This is a genomic window from Marinomonas sp. HM11-D, from assembly GCF_057626615.1.
Map to the genome: position 1 here is coordinate 110,735 of NZ_JBMMKT010000004.1, position 16,990 is coordinate 127,724.

A 16,990-nucleotide genomic window follows, 5' to 3' on the forward strand; every position below is an offset into this window, starting at 1 on the left:
TCCTTAACGCTAGGCTGTTAAATTTCATTATGGCAAGTTTACCCATATTCATTAGCGCTGTCGCTAACTCTACGGACGAACCGCACTTTCCGCTGCTATTTACTTGGTCCACACACGACGGTCAGGTCAAAGAAGTCTTGGTAACGCCAGACGACGACTGGCTACACGAGCACTCGATTGAGCCCAATCTACAAAATCTAGACGAGCAACAACTTTACGAATTTGGCTACGAAGCTCAGGACATTCTTAATGAATGGGCTGCTGAGCTTGATACGGATACCTTTTACGCAGTCGATGCAGAAACCGTAGAAACACTAGTAGAAGCATTATACGACACCAAAGGGCTAGATCCTGCCTTTGAAGTGCTTTCCATCGAGCAATGGTTCAGTGAGCGTGACATCAACCTGCATCGCGCCCGTGAAGAACAAGGCGACAGCACGCCTCTACACCTATTAAGCCCCGATGAGCAAATTATGAGCCTGCTGCAGTTGGCAGCCACTCACGACCTACTCGATCTCAGTGATTTAGAAACAGAATAGTTTCAAAAGTCACCTTAAATATCGAACATAAACGGGGCGCTATAGCGCCTCGTTTCATATGCCTCTAAATTGATTGTCATAGCCAACTAGTACGACCCGACTCCGTTCGGGGACGCGATGCTTTAATCGCGGGATACAACCCGCTCGTACGACCGATTCGATCGGGGGAAGCTGAACTTAAATCGCCATCAGGAGATGGCTCGTACAAACAAATTTCGATCAGGAACAGTCATTTTCATCACTTTGGAATTCACTATGAAAGATATTCTGCCAGACCTATGCGATCTCTATCCTAATCATGTCCAAGTTGCTGACCCCATTTTTCAAGATTTTGGCGGCCGTGATCACTTTCATGGCGAAGTCGTCACTGTCTACTGTTTTGAAGACAATAGCCGTGTACGAGAATTAGTACAGACACCGGGTAAAGGCAAGGTTCTAGTCGTCGACGGTGGCGGCAGCAGACGTCGCGCTCTGCTTGGCGACATGCTAGCCGAAAAAGCCGCTGAAAATGGCTGGGAAGGCGTCATCATTCACGGTGCCGTACGTGATGTTGCCGCACAAGCAAAAGTCAATCTTGGTTTGAAGGCTCTGTGCGCCTACCCAATGCCAACAGAAAAGAAGGGGCTTGGCGAAATCGGCAAAACCCTTCATTTTGCAGGAATCACCATTGAGAATGGCGATCATATTTACTGCGACTGCAATGGCATTCTCGTCGCTAAACAGCCGCTCGCACTACCCTGATCACTACCGCACTTAATCCACTAAGTAATAGGTCACAGTAGAGACAACTCGTATATTTTTAATATGCGGGTTGTTTTGATCTCGATCCGAGATAGAAAATTGACCTTGCGAAGCCTGCTTAATTTTACCTAAGCGGCTATTCGAGTCGGCCGCAAATTTCTCAGCCACTTCTCGCGCATTCTGGGTCGCCTGCTCAACCATTTTCGGTTTGATCGTATTAAGATCTGTATAGAGATACTCTGTACGCGCTTGATACATATCGCCCGATAACACAACGCCCTGCTTACCTAGATCCGAGAGCCTAGTTTGCGCCTCTCTAACGGTATCAATTTGTCCGCTGTAGACCGTCACTCTTTGATTGGCATTGAAACGAAACTCAACCGGTCCATTGCCACCGTATTGCTGCGCTAACTTATCGACAATGGCTGGAGGACTGATGGTGACTTCGTCTTCTTGAATACCATTTTTTGTTAGAAAAGCTGTTATCTTTTGCGTATTGCTATCAGCGTCAGCGTATAGCTGCTCTAGATCATTGGACGCAACAGTAAACTGAATCGGCCAAATGGCCACATTGGCCGTCACTTCTTGCTCAGCAAGCCCCTTTACCGTCACATTACGCTCATAGGCTTTGAGTTCATTAGCGGTCGTATTTGCCATCCAGCTCATGCCTAGCAGGCCAGCTAAAATACATCCCCCTAAAATGGTCGCCGCTCCGGTCACATTATGCATCGTGCTTACTCCTAAACATCCGTTTTAAAACACCAATAAAAAAGGGAAAGCGCCTTGCTTTCCCTTTTGGGTTCACTCTGGGTGAATAAGTTCTGCTTAACAGCAGACTTAATTTAAAGATAGACCAAGTGGTAAGGTTTCGCCAACCAGTTTTGATAGCTCAATATCACTAAATTCGGCGCTTTCGGACTCTAAACGCTGTAGCCACTGGGCTGGGCATTTGTCCTTCTTCAGCTTGTCGACAACCTTTTTACGTAACCCTTTCAATTCCTTGCTATCTTCGTCTTTACCAAGCTGCACCATCAGCACGGCAGCAAGACCTGCTTGCTTACGTTTCTTCCAATCTTCTTTAAGACTTTCTTGCACCAGTTTGATCGCTATGGACTCGTCTAGCTTATTCTGCTCTTCATCTAATAACAGACGGCGAGAGGCCAAACGTCCCACTGACCACCAAGCGGTATCTGGTTCAGAAGACTTTTGCAAACGCTTTGACAGCCAATCAATAGTTTCCAACTTACGCTGTTTCGGTAATCGCTCTAAAGCCCCTACCATACGAATCATGTCATCGCTGGATTTGGTGGTAAGTTCCTTTTGTTTCTCGCGAGAACGCTGACCAGCGGGAGAGTAATATTGCGCAAATTGCTTATACATATTCTCTTGCATGGTTTCAGATAAACCGCCCGCAATACGGCGATACAGAGTCCAATGCTGGCCCCAAACCGGCGCCTGATCGTGCTTTGGCCCTTGCTTAGTGGCATTCATGGTTTGCTCGACACGGGCTTCGTCACCCAAAGCACCAAAGCCTGGACGTAAACAGAAACCAATCAATTGCAGCCATTGGCGCTCATGTTGCGCAGATTTAGTACGACCACCTTTTACCGCTAAGAGCTTGTCAGCTAAGCGACGAGACGTAGCCAGATTCCATTCTTCACGATCGCCAAGCAAACGATCCAAATCCTGCTTTAAGGATTTCACTAAGTCAGGATATTCTTTCTGACCAGCGGCTGAGAAACATTTCACCAAGTGCTCTTCCGCCTGCCCCATATTGCTATGTAGAGGACCATCTTGATCCGTAGAAGACTGCTCTTGCGTGGCTTTAGCTACACCGAAATGCAGTGTCCATTGATCATTTAAAGTCTCTGCACGAAGCTCGACTTTTAGAATGCCCACTTCAGTCATGGTCGCACTCAGTACAACCTCAACCGTATCACTGACAGAGTTGCCATCTAATTCGGTCACTAGATTAGAAACAAAGTGTAAACCTGCATCAGACGCTTTAAGTTCACCCACCTCACAGTTTAAATGGTCATCGCAGCGATATAGTGGAAATTGAACCTGCTCACCCATTTTCACTTTAAAGGTTTGCGACAGCTTAACCTGCTCTTCTTTTGGTGTACCTTTTGGCAACAACCCAAGGAACTGTCCGTCCGCTAATTTCAGCAGAAGACTGTGTGCCACACCACTTTCAATACGCTCAGACTCACCCGCCAATGAACGCAAATACTGAGCCGCACCTTTGGCCACGGCATCGTTTGGCTCAGAAGAATCACAAACGATGATTGGCTTGTCTGACCAGTTATTTAACTGATCTAACACACGGCCTTTTAAGAGATCACTATTAAACAAACCACCGTTAAACAACACCACATCAGGCATGCTTGAACCAGTAGCCGCTTGAATATCCGCTGTGTGAGAACGTAAAAATGCGGCTAAATGGCGGGTAAAGGCGGCATCATGCTCGTAAGGTAGACCTAAGGTATGAACGGCGTAATCGCTCTTTTGTACCGCGGCATCAAATGACTCAATTGGTAAAAAGCCAGTTTCCACCTGCTCTACTAATTGCGAGCGCTCAACCGTGAATTTCTGCGAACCACCAATCAAACGACTGCCACCACCCAACACCGTTAAAGTCACGGATTCAGGAGCATCTTGCCCTAAAAGTGACTCTTTGGCTTTGCGCGTTTGCTGAACTAATGCGGCTAAACGTGATGCGCTTAGGGCTGAAATCTGACGTGGATCGAGCTGATAGGCTAACGCTTGATCTAGGTTATCACCACCCAGCAACAGATGATCACCCACTGCCACACGCTTAAGGCTGGTTTTACCTTGGTTTGTGGTATCGATACGTACCAAACTAAAGTCTGTGGTACCGCCACCAATATCGACCACTAAGAGCATCTTGCCTTGGGCAAGCACATCAAGATTATCTTGGTTACGAATAAAGTGGTAACAGGCAGCCTGCGGTTCCTCTAAGAGATAGAGCTCACCAAAGCCCGCTTGTTGTGCTGCTTCCAGAGTCAGCGCACGCGCTTCTTCGTCAAACGAAGCCGGTAATGTTAGGGCAACGTCTTGCTGTTCAATCGGGGCCGTTGCAAAGGCATGATTCCAGGCTGCACGAATATGCGCCAAGATAAAAGCACTGGCTTGTAAGGGGCTGATTTTACGCGCTGCTTCACTGCCCCAAGGCAAAATAGATTCACGTCGATCCACTTGACGATGGCTAAGCCAGCTCTTAGCACTTTGCACCAATTGCCCGGAGCGACGTTGACCAAGCTCTAGAGCACCATGGCCCACGATTAAATCGGTTGCTTGACCACGCCAAGGCAAGACTGGCTCGATTTTACCGAGCTCGTCCTTTGCTAATAGGTAAATTGCACTCGGTAAACGAGTCGATGGGCGCACTGTCCCATCAGCCATAAACTGAGGTATTTCCAGTAATTTGGGCTCTGTCTCGCCCGCCGCAAGGTAAGACACCACACAGTTAGTGGTGCCTAAATCAATACCAATACGATATCGAGCGTTTGACATTAAGACTCCCTAACTTGGAATTCGATGGTCCATACCAAATCAGATTTTACATCGTGAGCTTGAAGCAATAGCAAGCCTAGCTCTGTGACACGTGCAGATAGACAAATGCGCACCATTTCACCTTCTTGGTAATGGCCAGCGTCTAACGCAATCGATAACGGGCTAAGCTCAATCAAAGCTGGTACAGAGAAGGAAGGAATCACCTTACCTAAGGTATCAACGTCAGCCCCTTTCGATTGGAAGAAACGGAACGTCACTGTCTCGCCCACCACAAGAGAAAACTCATTTGGCAGCATCTGCTCGTCTGAGCCTTCTTCTAGGCCAAACGGTGCGACACACAATGCATCCACTGGCGGAGCCATACCTGGAATCGCTGGCATTGGACTTGCGACACCAATGTAGTAGTTCGCAGCAAGGCCGCTCTTAACTTTAACACCGCCTTCCTGCTGTACTTTCTCATAGAAAGCCGCACCTTTGGCTACCGCATAGTCCAGATGCGCAGGCGTTAGCATGGTAAGTTCAGTGTGCTCGCCCAGCATTTCTTGCAGGCGTTGTTCTAGCAGATCACGGATCGGCTTCGCGTTGAACACACCACCGTTTAGCAGCACCTTGTTTGGCACCACTTCCACCGTCGCAAGGAACTCAGAAATATGACGCGTGATCGCGGGATCGGCTTCGTAATCTAGGTTAATCGCAGCAAAACCAGAGCGTTGCGCTGTTTGAGCGCGTTCACCCAAATTTACTGCAGGGAAGAAGCCCGCTAGCAATTGCTGCTGCACATCGGCTTGCGTCAGGGTTGCCTTGATACTGTTATTGAATAGGCTACGACCACGGCTCGGCACCACCACAGTAGCATCGGCCAGGTCTTGATTACCCAACAAACGTTCTTTTGCTTCTCGGCAAGCTTGTGTCAGACCCGTAATTTGCCAAGGCTCTAGTTGTGTCCCTTGCTGCGCTAGTTGACCAGCTAAGTGGTAGGTCAAGGTCATGTCCATGTTGTCACCACCCAGAAGGATGTGACGACCTACGGCAACACGTTCAAGGCCTAGACTACCGTCTTGGTCTACCGCTTGGATCAAGGATAAGTCAGTGGTACCGCCACCCACGTCAACCACTAGAATATGATCATCAACGTTTAGGGAATCGGTCCACTTAGGTTGATCGGCTAACCATGCATAAAAAGCCGCTAATGGCTCTTCAATAAGACGCGCACGAAGGCCAGCTTTGTTGGCAGCATTTTCTGTGATCGCACGAGCAGCAGGATCAAAAGATGCAGGCACGGTAATCACTACCTGCTGATTCGCCATGGGCGCATCGGGGAACCTATGGTTCCAAGCGTTTACTAAATGCTCGATATACCATTCCGTCACTTGTGCAGGAGAGACTTTTTGTACTTCTTCCAGTGCATCGACAGGTAGTACTTGTTCGTCCGCATTGACACGTGTGTGACACAACCAGCTTTTCGCGCTCTGCGCCATACGGCCTTGGGACTTACCGCCCAGCTCACGCGCTAGCGCACCGACGATCACATCGACTTTACCCCAAGGTAGCTGACGATCACTTTCCAGAAACTCTGTCGCATGGGGGAAATACGCAAACGATGGCAGCAAAGTTAATTCTTCCACTCGTCCCGCCGCCGTTAGTTGTGGAATCAATAACTGTTGCAGACTCGCGTCTTCGCCCTGCTCTGCGTAAAACACTGCTGAGTGAGTGGTACCCAAATCGATACCGATAAAATACTGTGCCACTTAAACCTCTACTTCCGCAGGTGCCAAGATATGTAGGCTGTCTGTGTTAGAAACTTTTGGTAGGTTGGTTGCCGTTACTTGCCAACCTGGGTGAATCAAGGTACCTGCGTATGGGCCTTCGCCCTGTACGCGACCTTCAAGCTTGATGGCTTTTGGATCGTAATCAGCAGCCACTTCAACACGGCTGTTTTCTGGCGCACCATTTACCACATCAACGGTAAAGTACTGGCTTACAACCTTAGAACAACCGGCGTGAATTTGACGTGCTGCTGCGCCCACATCCGCATCGCTGTAACCATCAATGCTTTCTTTGACGAAGTCGATAAAGCGCGCTTCTTGCTGCAGTAGTTGCAACAATTGCAAAGCACCGTCTTCACTGACGGTATCCAGCTTAGGGGCTTGAACTTCAACCTCTTTCACCACTTCAACCGTTTTAGTGATGACTTCTGGTTCCACTTCAGAGGCAAACTTTTGGCCTTCACTCACCGCTGAACAGCGTGCGGCGTATTGGCCATTGCCCATGTATTTGAAAAACTGGCCGAACGCGCCAAAAAAGCGCGATACGAAGCCGATAGATTTGATTTCATCAGACATAGTGTTTATCCATTCTGCATTTCTTCGAGCTCGACCCAACGTTCCATCGCATTCTCGAGCGCTTGTTCTGTTTCGGCAATTTTGGCTAAGGTCGCTTGAACCTTTTCTTGATCACCGGTGTAGAAATCCGCTGCAGCGGTAGTGTTGCTCAGTTCTTCAAGTTGCTCTTCTAACTTAGCAATGAGATCTGGCATACCATCAAACTCGCGCTGCAGTTTGTAGCTTAATTTACTCTTCACCTTAGCGGGTTCAGCAGCCTTAACCGGTACGTCGGCTTTCTTTTCAGCCTTTTTATCGGCTTTTTGAGGCTTTTCCACTTCGGCTGTCGATTCATCTGGGAATTTACCCCCTTGACGAATCCAATCTTCGTAACCACCAACGTACTCTTGTACTTTACCCTCACCTTCAAAGGCGATGGTGCTGGTCACTACATTGTCCAAGAAGGCACGGTCGTGGCTCACCAACAACATGGTACCGTCGTAGTTCATCAGTAGCTCTTCTAGCAGCTCTAAGGTTTCTACGTCTAGGTCGTTGGTTGGTTCGTCCAATACCAAAAGGTTAGCCGACTTGGTGAATAATTTTGCTAGCAAAACACGATTACGCTCACCACCCGATAAGGCTTTTACTGGTGTGCGAGCACGCTCAGGCGGGAATAAGAAATCCTGTAGATAGCCGATGATATGGCGGTTTTGGCCGTTGATTTCGATGGTATCTTTACCTTCACCAACGTTATCCGCCACAGTTTTCTCAGGATCTAACTGATCACGCAACTGATCAAAGTAAGCGATTTCAAGTTTAGTACCTTGACGAACCGTACCTTGGTTTGGCGTTAATTGACCTAATAGAATTTTTAAGAAAGTACTCTTACCGCAACCGTTTGGACCGATCAGACCAATACGATCGCCGCGGCCGACCACCAAATCCATGGGTTGAAGAATGACTTTGTCGCCAAACGAATGGGCCACCTGAGTGAATTCCGCCACCAACTTGCCAGACTTTTCTTTGCTGTCCAGCGTCATCTTAGCGGTGCCTTGACGATTGATGCGTTCTTTGCGCTCTTCACGTAGAGCTTTTAAGGCACGAACTCGACCTTCGTTACGGGTACGGCGGGCCTTGATGCCTTGGCGAATCCAAGCTTCTTCTTCTGCCAATTTTTTATCAAACAATGCATTGGCACGCTCTTCTTCTTCCAATAACTTTTCTTTGAAATCAAGGAACGCAGACAGGGAGCCTGAGAATGACAACATGTTGCCACGGTCAAGCTCGATAATACGATTGGCTAGATTTTCTAGGAAACGACGGTCGTGGGTAATAAAGAGAATCAAACCGCGGAATTGCTTAAGCTGACTTTCCATCCACTCGATGGTTGGCACGTCCAAATGGTTGGTCGGCTCGTCCAGCAGTAATACGTCAGGATTCGACAGCAATGCCTGAGCCAAAATCACACGACGACGCCAGCCTCCGGACAACTCTGACATTAGCTTGTCAGCAGGCAGAGCCAAGCGTTGAATCATGTGATTCACTCGTTGTTCAAGGTCCCAACCTTGACGCTTATCCAATTCGTTTTGAATACGAGCCAACTCATCGTGATGGGCTTCATCAAAATCTGCCAGCAATTCGTTGTAGCGTTGCATTAACTGATGGATATCACCACCGCCTTCGCTCACCACTTCACGAACGGTTTTGTTGTTCGCTTCTGGAAGTTCCTGTGGCAATTGCGCCACACGCATACCGCCTTCGACGCGAATCACGCCTTCATCGGGAATGACTTCGCCTGCGATGATTTTTAAAAAGGTAGACTTGCCTGCGCCATTGCGACCGATGATGGCAACACGCTCTCCGGCTTCGGCTGAGAAGCTGACGTTACTCAGCAACGGATGATGGCCAAACGCCACGCTCACTTGGTCGAGTGTTAATAAACTCATAGTATTCCGTAAAAACAGGGTCAATTTGATGGCGCCATGTTACCACTGTTCAAGTGTAAAAATTAACAATAGCGGTATTTTTACGTTGATTTTTAATAAATTTCCTTCGAAACAAGCACCAATTTAGGCGCTTTCAATTGACCTATTCTTGCAAAGGTATCAATTTAGTGCATAAACGAGTGTTCGTCTTACGGATGAGGTGCTTATAATTTACACAAAATCGCCTCACAGCCTGACTGCTATGGAGTAAAACATGGAACTAAGTAACAAGCTCGGCCCCATCATTGCGATTAGCATGGGAGTACTAGCGACGGTTTGGTTATTAAGCGGTGAACAAGGCATAGTTAAAGCTCCTAACGACCAAGCTACTTCCGAAGCAGCGCCTATTGAAGAATCTAATTCAGCCTCTAAATCTCTGTTTAAAGTGAGTGCCCAACAACAGCAGTCACAATGGGTCTCGCAAACGCTGCGCCTTAGCGGTTCTACCATCGCCAACAATACCTTAACCATTAGCAACCAATGGGCTGGGCGCGTGACCGACGTTTTGGTCAGTAAAGGGGATATCGTAAAAGCCAACCAGCCCCTGATTAAGATTGATGACCGTAGTTTGCAAGCCAACATTCTCCAAGCAAGGACCTTGGTAAAACAACGCACTCTGGAATTAGAAGGTGTGCAGCGCCTGACGGATCAAAAGCTTTCCTCTAAGGTAAGCGTCGCTTCAGCTGAGGCAGCTTTGGCAGATGCTCAAGCCAAGCTTGCTGAGCTAGAAGTGGATCTTGAAAATAGCCAAGTTAAAGCGCCCTTTACAGGCGTTGTAAATGAATTTTCCATCAAAGCAAATCAATGGCTAAGTGTCGGCGAACACGTGACTACCCTAGTCGATACCACACCGATGAAAGTCTCGGTACAACTGCCACAAAATTATTTACGCAGTGTACGGTTAGGCTCGAGCGTTGACGTTACGATTCAGGGACTAGAGCTACAAGGCCAGATCAGCTACATCAGTCGCGTCGCGGACAACCAAACCCGCTCTATCCCACTGGAAATCACCCTTACTGACACCCTTGAGACAGTACCAAGTGACATTAGTGCTGAAGTCTTACTGCATTTAGAGAAAGTCAAAGCCCACCCAGTCTCTCCCGCGCTACTGAGTATCAACGACAGTGGACAAATGGCAATTAAGACCCTTAATCACAATATCGTCGAACAACAGCCAATCACCATTATTCGCTCTGAACAAGACAAGGTCTGGATTACGGGTTTAGACGACAGTGCCACCATCATTAACGCTGGGCAAGGCTTTGTAAAAGTAGGTGATCAGGTGGATGCAGAGATCAGCCACGGAGAACAACCATGAGAACAGTGATCGACGCAGCGCTCACCCGATCACGCACGGTTCTGCTGCTGTTTGCCTTAATCATTATCTCGGGCACGGTGTCCTATATAGAGATCCCCAAAGAAAGTGCCCCCGATATCACTATTCCCATGGCCTATGTATCGGTCACTTTAGAAGGCATTTCACCTGAAGATGCAGACAGTCTCTTGGTACACCCGCTTGAGCAAGAACTTAGGGGCGTCGAAGGATTGAAAGAAATTCGTTCCACGGCCTCAGAAGGTCACGCGTCGATTATATTAGAGTTTCAATCAGGTACAGATATTGACCAAGCCATTATCGACACCAAAGATAAGGTTGATCGCGCGAAAAGCGAGTTAACAAGCGATGCTGACGAACCCACTGTTACTGAAATCAACCTCTCTACCTTTCCTGTCATTCGTATCAACCTGTTTGGCGACGTGGATTTCGCCACCCTAAGCCAAGTTGCTAATCGCCTACAGGATGATATCGAAGCCGTTGAAGGGGTACTGGAAGCGAAAATTAATGGCGATCGCGAACAGCAAGCCGAAATCATCATCGACCAACAGAAACTGGACAGTTACGGTTTAAATCTCAGTGAAGTAGCGGGACTTTTGTCAAACAACAATCGCCTCGTGGCCGCCGGTAATTTGGACGCTGGCGCAGGCCGTTTCCCGATTAAGGTGCCTGGCTTATTAAAGACCGAGCAAGACATCATGGAATTGCCGGTTAAAATTTCTGACCAGCAAGTGGTGCGCGTACAAGACATTGCGACGGGACAACTTACCTTTGAAGATCCTAACAGCTTTGCCCGCGCCAATGGTCAGCCAAGCATCACCCTAGCCGTATCGAAGCGCGTCGGTGCCAACATTATTGAAACCATCAATGCTGTTAAAGAAGTCGTGCGCGACAGCCAAGACAACTGGCCTGAAGGTGTTCAATTTAGCGTCACACAAGACCAATCAGAGCAGATTGAAACCTCCTTAAACGATCTATTTAATAACGTACTCGCTGCTACTTTGCTGGTGATGATTGTGATTGTTTGGGCACTGGGCGTTCGTTCTGCGGTATTAGTTGGCCTCGCCATTCCTGGCGCTTTTCTTACTGGCATACTGTTTCTAAGCCTGCAAGGTTTCACCATTAATATGGTGGTACTTTTTGCCCTGATTCTAAGCGTTGGCATGCTGGTCGATGGTGCCATAGTCGTCACCGAATACGCGGATCGTAAACTCGCTGAAGGTGCCGATAAAAAAGCGGCCTATGCTGCTGCAGCGCGTCGCATGGCTTGGCCGATTATTGCTTCCACGGCAACGACACTAGCGGTATTTATGCCACTGCTGTTCTGGCCCGATATTGTTGGCGAGTTTATGCGCTATATGCCGATTACGGTCATTGCCACCTTATCAGCATCCCTGTTAATGGCATTGATCCTGTTGCCGACGCTGGGCTCGATCGTGGGTAAACGCGGCGCTTATTCTGCCGCCGCCCTACAGACCCTGCAACTCACTGAGCACGGTCACCTTGACGAACTAAAAGGACTCACTGGACGTTATGGTCGATTATTAATGCGCTTAGTAGAACGGCCTGTCGCGGTTCTTGTGGTCGCCATTGTCATGCTAATTAGCGTCATTGCTATTTATGTCAGCTTCGGCAAAGGCGTTGAGTTTTTCCCATCCGTTGAGCCGGAAGTCGCCAACCTAGAAGTGCGTGCTCGCGGTGACTACTCTTTGCAGGAGAAAGATCAGTTTGTACGTCAAGTTGAAGCCCTGATCCTGCGACACAAAGAATTCAAAAGTGTTATCGCCACCACCTACACCAGCCCTCCTGACAATGCTTCACCCGATGCCATCGGCACCATCACCATGGAATTTATTGACTGGAATCTGCGCCGTTCTGCCAATGCGGTGCTGGCCGATGTTCGTGCTGAAGCAGAACAGATTCGCGGTATTAAGGTGACGACTTTGGTTGAGCAAGGCGGCCCTCAATCTGGATCTGATATCGAGCTACAACTAAGTTCCAAGTTTGGTTCGGTTTTAGACCCAGCCGCAGATCAGATTGTAGCGCGCTTGCAGCAACACCCAGCCATCGTCTCCGTAAGCGATGACCGCTCTTTACCGGGTATTGAATGGCGCTTGCAAATCGATCGTGCTGAAGCCAGCAAATACGACGTAAATGTCAATATGCTAGGCAATGTGGTTAAACTGGTCACAACAGGCATCAAGCTGGGGGACTTTTTACCCGAAGGCGCGGAAGACAAAATCGATATCATGCTGCGTTTCCCGATTAATCAACGCACTCTAGATCAACTGGATCAGCTACACATTCCTAGCAACCAAGGTATCGTTCCGGTGAGTAACTTTGTCACCCGTTATGCCGCCCCTAAACAGGGCTATATTCACCGTGTAGATGGCAAACAAGCCATTAAAATCTCAGCTGACGTTCAGGATGGTCTGGTTGTAGATCAGGTGATTCAAGGTATTCGCGCCGAGTTGGAGCAAGCCAACCTGCCTGATAGTTTGCAATACGAATTTCGCGGCAACACAGAAGACCAAGAAAAAGCAGGCAGCTTCCTACTGAAAGCGTTTGGCGTGGCTTTCTTTATTATGGCTATTATCTTGGTAACCCAGTTCAATAATTTCTTCCAGTGCCTACTGATTCTCAGTGCAGTAATCTTCTCGACCATGGGGGTGTTCATCGGACTACTTTTAAAAGGCGAGCCATTTGGCATCGTTATGAGTGGTGTGGGTACCATTGCCTTGGCGGGGGTCGTGGTGAACAACAATATCGTCTTAATTGATACGTTTAATGGTCTACGTCATAAAGGTATGGAAATTAAAGAAGCGGCTATACGCACCGGCGTACAGCGCCTCCGTCCGGTTATGCTAACTACCATTACCACGATCCTTGGACTTATGCCTATGGTGTTCCAGCTGAATATCGACTTTGTCCATCAGGAACTAAGTCTTGGCGCGCCTTCGTCGCAATGGTGGACTCAATTGTCCACCGCGATCGCAGGGGGCCTAGCCTTTGCAACCCCATTAACACTAATTCTGACTCCTTGTTTGTTGGTTTTAGGCCACAGAAGTAGAAAACCAAAACAAAAAGCATAAAGTGTGCACAGATGTCATACAAAAAACTTACGTTAAGCACTTGTCCTGACCATTTTGGGTCTACATAATGATCCCTTACCCTCTTGCGAACATTAGGTAGTTTATTCGATGGATTTTGCATCATTTATAGGAATCATTTCAGGCTTAGCCCTGATCGTTGGCGCCATTTTTCTAGGTAGCAGCGACTTCTCCATTTTCATTAACATTCCAGGGATCATGATCGTAGTTGGCGGCACCATCGCTGCGACATTACTGACGTTCCAATTCAAAGACACCATGGCAGCTTTAAGAGCCATGTTTATTGTATTCGCGCAAGACAAGCAAGATCCTCAAGCCATGATTGCGACCATGTTGTCATTAACTAAGATTGCTCGTCGCGAAGGCCTTATTGCTTTGAGTCGTGTTGATGCAGGCTCTCCATTCTTGAAACGTGCCTTGGCGATGGCATCCGATGCCTCTGATGAAGACTACATTCGCAAAACCTTACAGGCTGATATCGACTCTTTAAAAATGCGCCATTACGTAGTGCAAGACGTGTTTAAGAAGATGGGCACCTATGCTCCTGCTTTTGGTATGTTAGGTACCTTGATTGGTTTGATTCAGATGTTGGCTCAACTAGATGATCCTGAAACCATCGGCCCCTCTATGGCCGTTGCGCTTTTGACCACTTTTTATGGCTCCTTACTGGCCACCGTTATCTTTAACCCTATTGCTGGTAAGTTGAAAGCACGGACTATACTTGAGATTCAGACATTAGAAATCATTCGTGACGGTACGGTAAGCTTACTGGGTAGCAACAACTACTTGGCCGTTTACGAGCGCTTATCGTCTTATGTTCCTGCCCATCAACGTAAGCCTGCAGGTATCGGTGGTGGAGACTAATTATGATCGATCCGTTCCTAGAAGATGATGAAACCGCAGGTTGGATTTTTACCTTTGCCGACCTAATGTCGCTGCTGTTGGTATTCTTCATCCTGCTCTACAGTCTTTCAAAAATGACCGAGACCACCCTAGTTGCAGCGCTTTCGTCCATTCAAATTGCATTAAATAGTAATGGTGCTCTGGTTCGCCAAGACCCGCTCAAATATTCTGGCGGTGGTACAGAAACCATCAAGCCTGCAGAACCACAAATGGCCACCAATAAAGAGTTGGTTTACGCAGAAGACCCAATCGACGAAGAAGTACGCGAAGAAGTCAACGAGATCGCCAATGAGGTGATGGGCAAATTTGTTGCGAACAACATGCAGAGCCAAGTAGCGGTTTTCGAAGATGGCGAAAAAATCACCATTCGTATTGATGGCCATTCATTATTTGAGTCCGGTGAAGCCACCATTCTTTATAGCGCTGAACCAATTTATGAGACTCTGCTAGGCATTTTTAACCGTTACCCAGATTACGATATTAATATCAAAGGTCATACGGATAATATTCCAATCAATACGTCACGCTTTCCAAGTAACTGGGAGCTTTCAGCAATCCGTGCAACGACAACGCTAAGGTATTTCTTAGAAAATGATATTCCGCCAGAACGTATGACCGCAACCGGCTATGCCGACAGTATTCCTTTGGTAAGAAATGATACCGAAGAGCACCGTGCTATGAACCGACGTGTTGAGTTTGTTCTTCAGCGCGATAAAGATAAGCCAATTAACGGCGCAAATAAGAAATAAGCTTGGTGTTCGTTCAAGGAGCGCAGCATGTCCGATGACATGAACTTTGATTATCATTCCAATGAACGCCGTAACGCAGTTCGGGTGCTACCTGTCGGGCACAAACTGTCGTTTGACCAAGGCCAGTTCAAACTCGACTGCATTGATATCAGCATGGATGGCGTGGCATTAAAAAGTGATGCTAGCCTCCCTACTCTTACAGACGAGCAAGTGGGTTTTATACTCGACCAAGATGAGTTGGTGATTGGCAAAGTGAAAGCACGTTTGATTTATAAACAATCGGATCGATCCGGCTGGCAGTTTACCGCCTTAGAAGATGCAGTACGGGAGTTTATTGAAACACTGGTGCTGGACACACAGAAGCAAGAGCTTCGCAAAGCGGCAAATGAGAGATTAGTTGAGCAAGAAAAAGAACTGCTACATCTTGATCAAGAAACTCAGCAAGATAGTTAAATTCAAACGCACTATTGTCAGCAACAAAAAGAGCAGCCTAGGCTGCTCTTTTTAGATCTAGCGACTTCAACAGGCGTTATAGTTTTTCCAAAGCCTGCTTCACATCGGCAATGATGTCTTCAATGTCTTCTAGACCGACTGACAAACGTACTAAGCCTTCTTTGATGCCCGCGGCTAGCTTCTCTTCATCCGTCAAACGGCCATGAGTCGTCGTTGCAGGATGCGTCACCAGTGTCTTGGTATCACCAAGGTTGCCGGTAATCGACATCAACTTAACGTTATCAATAAACGTCCAAGCCGCTTCACGACCGCCCTCAACTTCAAATGACATCACGCCACCAAAGTCTTTCTGCTGTGCTTTCGCCAACTCATGGTATTTGTGCGATGGCAGACCACCGTAGTTCACTTTTGATACTTTTGGATGCTGCTCAAGATACTCTGCTAGCGCTTGGGCGTTGGCAGAATGAGCCTTCATACGCAAGCTAAGCGTTTCAAGACCGTTCAACAATACCCAGGCGTTAAATGGGCTCATTGCCGGTCCCGCACTACGCATAAAGGCAATAAACTGACTGACGATTTCTTTCGAAGAAATCAGTGCACCACCCAAGCAGCGACCTTGGCCGTCGATAAACTTAGTGGCTGACTGCATCACAATGTCAGCACCTTGCGTCAGCGGGTTCTGCAAAGCAGGCGTTGCAAGCACAGTGTCGACACACAACAACGCGCCTTTAGCATGAGCAAGCTCAGCGACCTTAGCAACATCTACGACTTCATACAAAGGGTTTGAAGGTGTTTCAAAGTAACACAAACGCGTGTTGTCATCGATTTCACGTTCCCACGCTTCGTAGTCCGTTGCATCCACGTAGGCGATGTCAACGTTGTACTTGGCCATGTAAGCGTTAAAGAATTTTACCGTTGAGCCAAAAATATTACGTGAGCAAACTACCTTGTCGCCTGCTTTTAGCAACGAGTAACCCAAGGTCATCAATGCCGCCATACCCGAGGACGTAGCAATCGCCGCTTCACCCTTTTCCAACGCTGCCAGACGCTTTTCAAACATCTCAACCGTTGGGTTAGTGAAACGTGAGTACACGTTACCGTCTAGCTCACCACAAAACTTACCTGCCGCTTCTGCAGCACTGGAGTAAGCGAAGCTGGAGGTCATGAAAATGGCTTCACTGTTCTCTTGCTCTTGGGTTTGACGAATACCCGCACGAATCGCGAGCGTTGCATCTTTATATTCAGACATGGGTCACTCCAAGTTGACTCTTTAAAAACAACTAAGCCAGGTGAGAACCTGGCTTAGCATCTGCAAATAC

13 protein-coding genes are annotated in these 16,990 nt (G+C 47.8%); 7 read left to right on the forward strand and 6 right to left on the reverse strand.

The window, feature by feature from the left end; translation table 11 throughout:
• The first annotated feature begins 29 nt into the window (after positions 1-29).
• Together ACOSVP_RS07305 and ACOSVP_RS07310 are read left to right on the forward strand one after the other, a co-directional pair.
• Positions 30-539 carry a hypothetical protein gene (locus ACOSVP_RS07305; protein ID WP_487346838.1) on the forward strand — a complete coding sequence of 170 codons (510 nt, stop codon included), beginning with the start codon at positions 30-32 and terminating at the stop codon, positions 537-539.
• A 255-nt stretch (positions 540-794) separates the two neighbouring features.
• Entirely contained in the window at positions 795-1,280 is a 486-nt protein-coding gene (locus ACOSVP_RS07310) for a putative 4-hydroxy-4-methyl-2-oxoglutarate aldolase (RefSeq protein WP_487346839.1), read from the forward strand.
• 12 nt (positions 1,281-1,292) lie between these two features.
• On the opposite strand, the gene ACOSVP_RS07315 is transcribed toward ACOSVP_RS07310, so the two are convergent.
• From ACOSVP_RS07315 to ACOSVP_RS07335, 5 genes are all read right to left on the reverse strand, one after another.
• Positions 1,293-2,009 (reverse strand): SIMPL domain-containing protein, encoded by a 717-nt coding sequence (locus ACOSVP_RS07315; protein ID WP_487346840.1) that lies wholly within the window; start codon positions 2,007-2,009, stop codon positions 1,293-1,295.
• Positions 2,010-2,117: 108 nt separating this feature from the next.
• Positions 2,118-4,817: an Hsp70 family protein gene (locus tag ACOSVP_RS07320; protein WP_487346841.1), complete on the reverse strand. Its 2,700-nt coding sequence runs from the start codon at positions 4,815-4,817 to the stop codon at positions 2,118-2,120.
• The gene (locus tag ACOSVP_RS07325) at positions 4,817-6,565 is read right to left on the reverse strand and encodes an Hsp70 family protein (protein ID WP_487346842.1); all 1,749 of its coding nucleotides are present in this window, start codon (positions 6,563-6,565) and stop codon (positions 4,817-4,819) included. Before ACOSVP_RS07325 ends, ACOSVP_RS07320 begins: the two co-directional genes overlap by 1 nt.
• Complete coding sequence (locus ACOSVP_RS07330; RefSeq protein ID WP_487346843.1) at positions 6,566-7,159, reverse strand: DUF2760 domain-containing protein; 594 nt, start codon at positions 7,157-7,159, stop codon at positions 6,566-6,568.
• A 5-nt stretch (positions 7,160-7,164) separates the two neighbouring features.
• Positions 7,165-9,084, reverse strand: a complete 1,920-nt coding sequence (locus ACOSVP_RS07335; protein WP_487346844.1) for an ATP-binding cassette domain-containing protein — start codon at positions 9,082-9,084, stop codon at positions 7,165-7,167.
• Positions 9,085-9,337: 253 nt separating this feature from the next.
• On the opposite strand from ACOSVP_RS07335, the gene ACOSVP_RS07340 reads away from it, so the two are divergent.
• From ACOSVP_RS07340 to ACOSVP_RS07360, 5 genes are all read left to right on the forward strand, one after another.
• The gene (locus ACOSVP_RS07340) at positions 9,338-10,441 is read left to right on the forward strand and encodes an efflux RND transporter periplasmic adaptor subunit (RefSeq protein WP_487346845.1); all 1,104 of its coding nucleotides are present in this window, start codon (positions 9,338-9,340) and stop codon (positions 10,439-10,441) included.
• Positions 10,438-13,548 carry an efflux RND transporter permease subunit gene (locus tag ACOSVP_RS07345; protein WP_487346846.1) on the forward strand — a complete coding sequence of 1,037 codons (3,111 nt, stop codon included), beginning with the start codon at positions 10,438-10,440 and terminating at the stop codon, positions 13,546-13,548. The genes ACOSVP_RS07340 and ACOSVP_RS07345 overlap by 4 nt, the downstream gene beginning before the upstream one ends.
• A 108-nt stretch (positions 13,549-13,656) precedes the next feature.
• The gene (locus tag ACOSVP_RS07350; protein WP_487346847.1) at positions 13,657-14,430 is read left to right on the forward strand and encodes a motility protein A; all 774 of its coding nucleotides are present in this window, start codon (positions 13,657-13,659) and stop codon (positions 14,428-14,430) included.
• A 2-nt stretch (positions 14,431-14,432) separates the two neighbouring features.
• On the forward strand, positions 14,433-15,218 hold the full coding sequence (locus tag ACOSVP_RS07355; protein ID WP_487346848.1) for an OmpA/MotB family protein: 786 nt from the start codon (positions 14,433-14,435) through the stop codon (positions 15,216-15,218).
• 27 nt (positions 15,219-15,245) lie between these two features.
• Entirely contained in the window at positions 15,246-15,671 is a 426-nt protein-coding gene (locus ACOSVP_RS07360) for a PilZ domain-containing protein (protein WP_487346849.1), read from the forward strand.
• A gap of 76 nt (positions 15,672-15,747) precedes the next feature.
• Here ACOSVP_RS07360 and ACOSVP_RS07365 read toward each other — a convergent pair whose 3' ends face one another.
• On the reverse strand, positions 15,748-16,920 hold the full coding sequence (locus tag ACOSVP_RS07365; protein WP_487346850.1) for an O-succinylhomoserine sulfhydrylase: 1,173 nt from the start codon (positions 16,918-16,920) through the stop codon (positions 15,748-15,750).
• Between the last annotated feature and the right edge of the window lie 70 nt (positions 16,921-16,990).

Bases quoted from the DNA above. Each gene is read 5' to 3' on its own strand.
- ACOSVP_RS07310 (WP_487346839.1), top strand. From the start codon at position 795: ATGAAAGATATTCTGCCAGACCTATGCGATCTCTATCCTAATCATGTC.
- ACOSVP_RS07335 (WP_487346844.1), bottom strand. From the start codon at position 9,084: ATGAGTTTATTAACACTCGACCAAGTGAGCGTGGCGTTTGGCCATCAT.
- ACOSVP_RS07350 (WP_487346847.1), top strand. From the start codon at position 13,657: ATGGATTTTGCATCATTTATAGGAATCATTTCAGGCTTAGCCCTGATC.
- ACOSVP_RS07340 (WP_487346845.1), top strand. From the start codon at position 9,338: ATGGAACTAAGTAACAAGCTCGGCCCCATCATTGCGATTAGCATGGGA.
- ACOSVP_RS07355 (WP_487346848.1), top strand. From the start codon at position 14,433: ATGATCGATCCGTTCCTAGAAGATGATGAAACCGCAGGTTGGATTTTT.
- ACOSVP_RS07305 (WP_487346838.1), top strand. From the start codon at position 30: ATGGCAAGTTTACCCATATTCATTAGCGCTGTCGCTAACTCTACGGAC.
- ACOSVP_RS07330 (WP_487346843.1), bottom strand. From the start codon at position 7,159: ATGTCTGATGAAATCAAATCTATCGGCTTCGTATCGCGCTTTTTTGGC.
- ACOSVP_RS07315 (WP_487346840.1), bottom strand. From the start codon at position 2,009: ATGCATAATGTGACCGGAGCGGCGACCATTTTAGGGGGATGTATTTTA.
- ACOSVP_RS07345 (WP_487346846.1), top strand. From the start codon at position 10,438: ATGAGAACAGTGATCGACGCAGCGCTCACCCGATCACGCACGGTTCTG.
- ACOSVP_RS07360 (WP_487346849.1), top strand. From the start codon at position 15,246: ATGTCCGATGACATGAACTTTGATTATCATTCCAATGAACGCCGTAAC.
- ACOSVP_RS07320 (WP_487346841.1), bottom strand. From the start codon at position 4,817: ATGTCAAACGCTCGATATCGTATTGGTATTGATTTAGGCACCACTAAC.
- ACOSVP_RS07365 (WP_487346850.1), bottom strand. From the start codon at position 16,920: ATGTCTGAATATAAAGATGCAACGCTCGCGATTCGTGCGGGTATTCGT.